6 protein-coding genes are annotated in these 6,206 nt (G+C 60.7%); 3 read left to right on the top strand and 3 right to left on the bottom strand.

Annotated elements, in window-relative coordinates:
- Window positions 1-112: 112 nt before the first annotated feature.
- The 3 genes from AKG12_RS24775 to AKG12_RS24785 are packed head-to-tail and all read left to right on the top strand — an operon-like array spanning window position 113 to window position 2,972.
- Window positions 113-1,057 carry a carbohydrate ABC transporter permease gene (locus AKG12_RS24775; RefSeq protein ID WP_046801101.1) on the top strand — a complete coding sequence of 315 codons (945 nt, stop codon included), beginning with the start codon at window positions 113-115 and terminating at the stop codon, window positions 1,055-1,057.
- 3 nt (window positions 1,058-1,060) lie between these two features.
- Window positions 1,061-1,891, top strand: a complete 831-nt coding sequence (locus tag AKG12_RS24780; RefSeq protein WP_046800889.1) for a carbohydrate ABC transporter permease — start codon at window positions 1,061-1,063, stop codon at window positions 1,889-1,891.
- A gap of 4 nt (window positions 1,892-1,895) precedes the next feature.
- A complete protein-coding gene (locus tag AKG12_RS24785) occupies window positions 1,896-2,972 on the top strand; it encodes an ABC transporter ATP-binding protein (protein WP_052820836.1) in 1,077 nt (358 codons plus the stop codon).
- Between the two features lie 434 nt (window positions 2,973-3,406).
- Here AKG12_RS24785 and AKG12_RS24790 read toward each other — a convergent pair whose 3' ends face one another.
- The 3 genes from AKG12_RS24790 to AKG12_RS24800 are packed head-to-tail and all read right to left on the bottom strand — an operon-like array spanning window position 3,407 to window position 6,205.
- A complete protein-coding gene (locus AKG12_RS24790) occupies window positions 3,407-4,483 on the bottom strand; it encodes an ABC transporter ATP-binding protein (protein WP_052820837.1) in 1,077 nt (358 codons plus the stop codon).
- A 12-nt stretch (window positions 4,484-4,495) separates the two neighbouring features.
- Entirely contained in the window at window positions 4,496-5,320 is an 825-nt protein-coding gene (locus AKG12_RS24795) for a carbohydrate ABC transporter permease (protein ID WP_046800892.1), read from the bottom strand.
- A 12-nt stretch (window positions 5,321-5,332) separates the two neighbouring features.
- A complete protein-coding gene (locus AKG12_RS24800; protein ID WP_052820838.1) occupies window positions 5,333-6,205 on the bottom strand; it encodes a carbohydrate ABC transporter permease in 873 nt (290 codons plus the stop codon).
- Window position 6,206 lies beyond the last annotated feature (1 nt).

Here is a 6,206-nt window from a genome sequence, read left to right on the forward strand (position 1 = left end):
GCGGGTCTTGCCGGCCTTCGCTGCGACAGGCCTTTTCCTGCAATTTTTCGGATCGGTAAGCCGAGAGGCTGGAAAACCCGTCCGTTTCGTCGTCCGATCAGGGAGCGATACAATGTCCTATGCCCATGGCGCCGGGCCGGTGGCCGCGCGCAAACCGGCTGGCAAGCCCGCAATGCGGCGCTTTGCCGATTGGGCCGAACCCTGGCTCTACAGCGCGCCGGTGCTGGTGCTCATCGTCGCCGTCATGCTCGTGCCGCTGGTGCTTGGCCTGTCTTATGCCTTTCGCGATGTGCAACTGCTCAATCCGTTTTCCGGCGGTTTCGTTGGCCTGAAACATCTGGAGGCGCTGTCGCAGGACACGGCCTTTTACCGGGCGTTGAAAAATACGCTGTGGTGGACCGGCGCTTCCGTCTTCCTGCAATTCTTCTTCGGTCTCATTCTGGCGCTGCTGCTGGACAAGCCCTTTGCGGGCAGGGGGCTGGCGCAGGCGCTGGTGTTCCTGCCATGGGCCGTGCCGACCTTCCTTGCCGGTCTCAACTGGGCCTGGCTGTTCAATCCGGTCATCGGGCCGCTGCCACACTGGATGGTGTCGCTCGGGCTGTTATCCGCACCCAACAATATTCTCGCCGATCCGCAGCTTGCCATGTGGGGGCCGATCATCGCCAATGTCTGGTGGGGCATTCCGTTCTTCGCCATTACCCTGTTGGCCGCGCTTCAGGCTATCCCGCGCGATCTTTACGAGGCGGCGGAAATTGACGGGGCAAACCCGCTGCAGCGTTTCACCTCCATCACCCTGCCGTTTCTGGCGCCCACCATCGCCATCACCATCCTGCTGCGCACCGTCTGGATCGCCAATTTCGCCGATCTCATCATCGTCATGACCAATGGCGGTCCGGCCGACCGCACGCAGATTGTTGCCAGCTACATCTTCACCCAGGCCTTCCGGCGTCTGGATTTCGGTTATGCCTCGGCCATTGCGCTGGTGCTTCTGGTGCTGCTGCTCGCCTATTCCATGCTGATCGTGCTTTTGCGCCAGCGCCTGATCGAGAAGGACTGACCGATGACATCAAGGATATTTCTCACCCTTGCGCATCGCCTCGCCATCCTCGCCTATATCGCCTTCGCGCTTTTCCCGCTGTTCTGGCTGCTCAAGGTGTCCGTGACGCCGAATGATCTGCTCTATAGCGAAGGTGTGAGGATGTGGCCATCGCGGGCGACATGGGATCACTATCGTTTCGTCATAGAAAACAGTGCCTTCCCGACGTTTTTTAAGAACAGCGTCATCGTCGCCGGCTCAACTGCGCTTGCCGTTACGGTACTCTCCTCGCTGTCGGGTTATGCCCTGTCGCGATTCCGCTTCAAGGGCAAATACTGGATCATCGCCCTGATGCTGATCACCCAGATGTTCCCACTGGTCATGCTGGTCGCGCCGATCTTCAAGATGCTTTCGCCGCTCGGCCTCACCAACAGCCTGACGGGCCTCGTCATCGTCTATACGGCCTTCAATGTGCCCTTTGCTACCTTCCTCATGCAGTCGTTCTTCGATGGCATTCCGAAGGATCTGGAAGAGGCGGCGATGATCGACGGGGCAAGCCGGTTTACGGCCTTCCGCCAGATCATCCTGCCGCTGACGCTTCCGGGCATTGCCGCCACGCTCGGCTTCGTCTTCACCGCCGCGTGGAGCGAGCTTCTGTTTGCACTGATGCTGATTTCCGGCAACCAGAGCGCCACTTTCCCGGTCGGCCTTCTGACCTTCGTTTCAAAATTCTCCGTCGATTTCGGGCAGATGATGGCGGCGGGCGTTCTGGCGCTCATACCGGCCTGCCTCTTCTTCCTGCTCATTCAACGTTATCTCGTGCAGGGCCTGACGGCCGGCGCGGTGAAAGGATAATCCCATGGCTTCCATCGAGCTGAAGAATGTCGGCAAGACCTATGGCGACCTCGCCGTGCTGCATGGCGTCGATCTTGATATCAGGGATGGCGAGTTCATCGTCCTCGTCGGCCCATCCGGCTGCGGAAAATCAACGCTGCTGCGCATGATCGCCGGGCTTGAAGAGATAACATCCGGCGACCTGTCCATCGACGGCGAACGCGTCAATGATCGCCGGCCGAAGGATCGTGACATCGCCATGGTCTTCCAGTCCTATGCGCTCTATCCGCATATGAGCGTCGCCGACAATATGAGCTATAGCCTGCGCCTGCGCCGCAGCCCGAAAGAAACCATCGCGGCGGCGGTGGCTGGCGCTTCCGCCAAGCTCGGCCTCGATCCCTATCTCGCCCGCCGCCCGAAGGCGCTCTCCGGCGGCCAGCGCCAGCGCGTCGCCATGGGCCGCGCCATCGTGCGCCAGCCGAAAGCCTTCCTGTTCGATGAACCGCTCTCCAACCTCGATGCCCGGCTTCGCGAGCAGATGCGCGCCGAAATCAAGCGCATGCATGCCGATCTTGGCGCAACCTCGGTATACGTCACCCATGACCAGATCGAGGCGATGACGCTCGCCTCGCGTATCGTCGCCATGAATGCCGGCCATGTGCAGCAGATCGGCGCGCCACTTGATCTCTACGACCGTCCCGCCAATCTTTTTGTCGCCGGTTTCATCGGTTCGCCGGGCATGAATTTCCTCGAAGGACGGCTGCAACGGGAGAATGGCGGCAGTTTCGTCGTGCTGGGTGACGGCACGCGCCTGGCGCTCGGCCGTGATGTGAAACTTGCCGATGGCGAGCCGGTTACGCTCGGCATCCGGCCGGAACATGTCACCGTCTCACCCGCCGAAAGCAGCGTTGAGGCGACGGTGGATCTCGTCGAACCGACCGGCCTCGGCGTCATCCTGCACCTCACCGTGCATGGATTGCCCTTCAAGCTGTTTTCGTCGGACCGGGCATTGTTGCAGCCGGGCAAGTCCCTGCGGGTCGGTTTCCCGCAGGAAAGGCTGCATGTCTTCGACAGGAATGGCTTCAGGATCGGTGAGGCGTGAGGTTTGGCATAGTACTCGGCGGGAGGGTTTCCTGTGCCGTTGTATGCCCCCTCCGTCATTTTGGCTAAAGCCGGAACGACGAAAAGCTGGAGACGTTGAGAACCTTCGCAAACGCGCCAACCGTGGCATCAGATTGCCCTTCGGTCGTCTATTGTGGAGGCTCCGGCTGGAAGTGAGCTTTCACAAGATTTTCCATTCACGCGGACCCGCAGGCGCGTGGGCTTACCCCCCTCTGCCCTGTCGGGCATCTCCCCCTCAAGGGGGGAGATCGGCAAGAGGCTCTTTCATCGCTTCACTCGCAAGCTTCGAGATGTGCGAGACTTTACCGCAGATCGATCTCCCCCCTTGAGGGGGAGATGCCCGGCAGGGCAGAGGGGGTAAGCCCACGCGCCTGCGGGTCCGCTGTGAATGAAAAACCTTGTGAAAGCCAGCACCTAGATCGCCCCACCCTTGTCATCGAACCTGTGGATCTTTGTCTCGTCCGGGGTGATAAAGACGGTATCGCCATGCCTGCAGTCGAACTCGCCGTCGGTCCTTGCGGTAATCGGTCCGATGCCTGATACCTCGAGATGCAGGAAGGTATCCGATCCGAGATGTTCGGCGACGGTGACCTTGCCCTGCCACAGCCCGCTTTCCTTCGACAGCGCCAGATGCTCCGGCCGCACGCCGGCGGTGGCGGCGTTCTTGCTGCGGGCGAAGTCGCCGGTGATGAGGTTCATGCGCGGCGAGCCGATNGGCCGCACGCCGGCGGTGGTGGCGTTCTTGCTGCGGGCGAAGTCGCCGGTGATGAGGTTCATGCGCGGCGAGCCGATGAAGCCGGCGACGAAGAGGTTGGCGGGGGTGCGGTAAAGCTCCATCGGCGAACCGACCTGCTCGATATTGCCGCGGTTGAGCACGACGATCTTGTCGGCCATGGTCATCGCCTCCACCTGGTCGTGGGTGACGTAGATCATCGTCGTCTTCAGCGTGTTGTGCAGTTCTGAGATTTCCAGCCGCATGGTGCCGCGCAGCGCCGCATCGAGGTTGGAAAGCGGCTCATCGAACAGGAAGGCTTTCGGCTCGCGCACGATGGCGCGGCCGATGGCGACACGCTGGCGCTGGCCGCCCGACAGCTGCGAAGGCCGGCGCTCGAGATAATCGGTGAGGTTCAGCACCCGGGCGGCGTCTTCGACCTTTTTGTCGATCACCGACTTGTCGAGCTTGGCCATCTTCAGCGGGAAGGCGATGTTGTTGCGCACACTCATATGCGGATAAAGCGCATAGGACTGGAACACCATGGCAAGGCCGCGCTCGGCCGGCGCCTTTTCGGTGGCGTCATTGCCGTCGATGACGATCTTGCCGCCGGAGACGTCTTCCAGCCCGGCGATCAGCCGCAGAAGCGTGGACTTGCCGCAGCCGGACGGGCCGACGAAGACGACGAACTCGCCGTCGTTGATATCGAGGTCGATCGACGGGATGACTTTCGCCTCACCGAAGAGCTTGGACACGTTCTGAAGGGAAATTCTGCCCATGTTTGTCGTTCCTTATTTCACGGCGCCAAAGGTCAGGCCACGCACGAGTTGTTTCTGCGAGAACCAGCCAATGACGAGAATGGGGGCGATCGCCATCATCGAGGCGGCCGAAAGTTTTGCCCAGAACAGCCCCTGCGGTGAGGAGAAGGAGGCGATGAAGGCCGTCAGCGGCGCGGCATTGGTGGTCGTCAGCCGGATAGTCCAGAAGGATTCGTTCCAGGCGAGGATGACGTTCAAGAGCAGCGTCGACGCGATGCCGGGCACCGCCATCGGGGTGAGCACATGCACGATCTCGTTCCACAGCGATGCGCCATCCATGCGGGCTGCCTCAAGAATCTCGCCGGGGATTTCCCGGAAATAGGTGTAGAGCATCCACACGACGATCGGCAGGTTGATGAAGGTGAGCATGACGGTCAGCCCGATGCGGGTATCGAGCAGGCCGGCATTGCGGAAGATCAGGTAGATCGGCACCAGCACGGCGACGGCCGGCATCATCTTGGTGGAGAGCATCCACATCAAAATGTCCTTGGTGCGCTTGGTCGGTGAGAAGGCCATGGCCCAGGCGGCGGGAATGGCGATGATGAGCGCGATGATCGTCGAGCCGAGCGACAGCACCACCGAGTTCATGAACGGCTTGAAGTAATCGCGCTGGGTCTGAACCGTCACGTAATTCTCAAGCGTGCCCGAGGGAATGAGGCTGAAGCCGGCGATTGCTTCCGGTTCGGTCTTGATCGAGGTGAGGAAGGCATAGAGGATCGGGAAGAACAGCAGCAGCGCCACGGCCCAGGCCGCGATGGAAAAGCCGATCTTCGCACGAGTGGTTGTCTTGCGGGCCATGATGTTTCCCCTTTACCGGTCGAGGTTCTTGCCGACGGCGCGCATCAGGAAGATGGCGACGATATTGGCGAGGATGACGGCGATGATGCCGCCGGCCGAAGCGCCGCCGACGTCGTAACCCAGAAGTGCCGTGCGATAGATGAGGAAGGCGAGGTTGGTCGAGGCATAACCCGGTCCGCCATTGGTGGTGACGAGGATTTCCGCGTAGACGCCAAGCAGGAAGATTGTCTGGATCAGGATGACGACGGTGATGGCGCGCGACAGGTGCGGCAGGGTCAGATAGATGAAGCGATTGAGGAAGTTGGCGCCATCCATCTCGGCGGCTTCCTTCTGCTCGCCATCGAGCGACTGCAGGGCGGTGAGCAGGATCAGCGTTGCAAACGGCAGCCATTGCCAGGCGACGATGATGATGATCGACAGCAGTGGAAACTGCGCGAACCAGTCGACCGGCTGCAGACCGAAGAAGCGGGAGAGATCGGCAAGCACGCCGTAACCGGGATGCATGATCATGTTCTTCCACACCAATGCGGCCACCGGCGGCATGACGAAGAAGGGCGAGATGATCATGATGCGGACGATGCCCTGGCCGAAAATGTCATTATCGAGCAAGAGCGCAATGGCGATGCCGCCGATGACGGTGATCAACAGCACGCCGCCGACGATCAAAAGCGTGTTCCAGATCGACTGGAAGAAGGCCGGGTCGGTGTAGAAATACTGGTAATTGAACAGGCCGGCAAAGCTGACATTGGCCGGGTTGAGGAGATTGTAGTTCTGGAACGAGAACCACAGGGTCATCGCCAGAGGCACGATCATCCACACCAGCAATAACAGCACCGATGGCGCAAGCATTACCCGCGCAAGACCGCTCGTGTTTCGGGTTGCCATT

The organism is Agrobacterium sp. SUL3, assembly GCF_001263295.1.
GTDB lineage: Bacteria > Pseudomonadota > Alphaproteobacteria > Rhizobiales > Rhizobiaceae > Agrobacterium > Agrobacterium tomkonis.

Coding starts and splice junctions, on each gene's coding strand:
- AKG12_RS24775 (WP_046801101.1), top strand. CDS start 113: ATGTCCTATGCCCATGGCGCCGGGCCGGTGGCCGCGCGCAAACCGGCT.
- AKG12_RS24780 (WP_046800889.1), top strand. CDS start 1,061: ATGACATCAAGGATATTTCTCACCCTTGCGCATCGCCTCGCCATCCTC.
- AKG12_RS24785 (WP_052820836.1), top strand. CDS start 1,896: ATGGCTTCCATCGAGCTGAAGAATGTCGGCAAGACCTATGGCGACCTC.
- AKG12_RS24795 (WP_046800892.1), bottom strand. CDS start 5,320: ATGGCCCGCAAGACAACCACTCGTGCGAAGATCGGCTTTTCCATCGCG.
- AKG12_RS24800 (WP_052820838.1), bottom strand. CDS start 6,205: ATGGCAACCCGAAACACGAGCGGTCTTGCGCGGGTAATGCTTGCGCCA.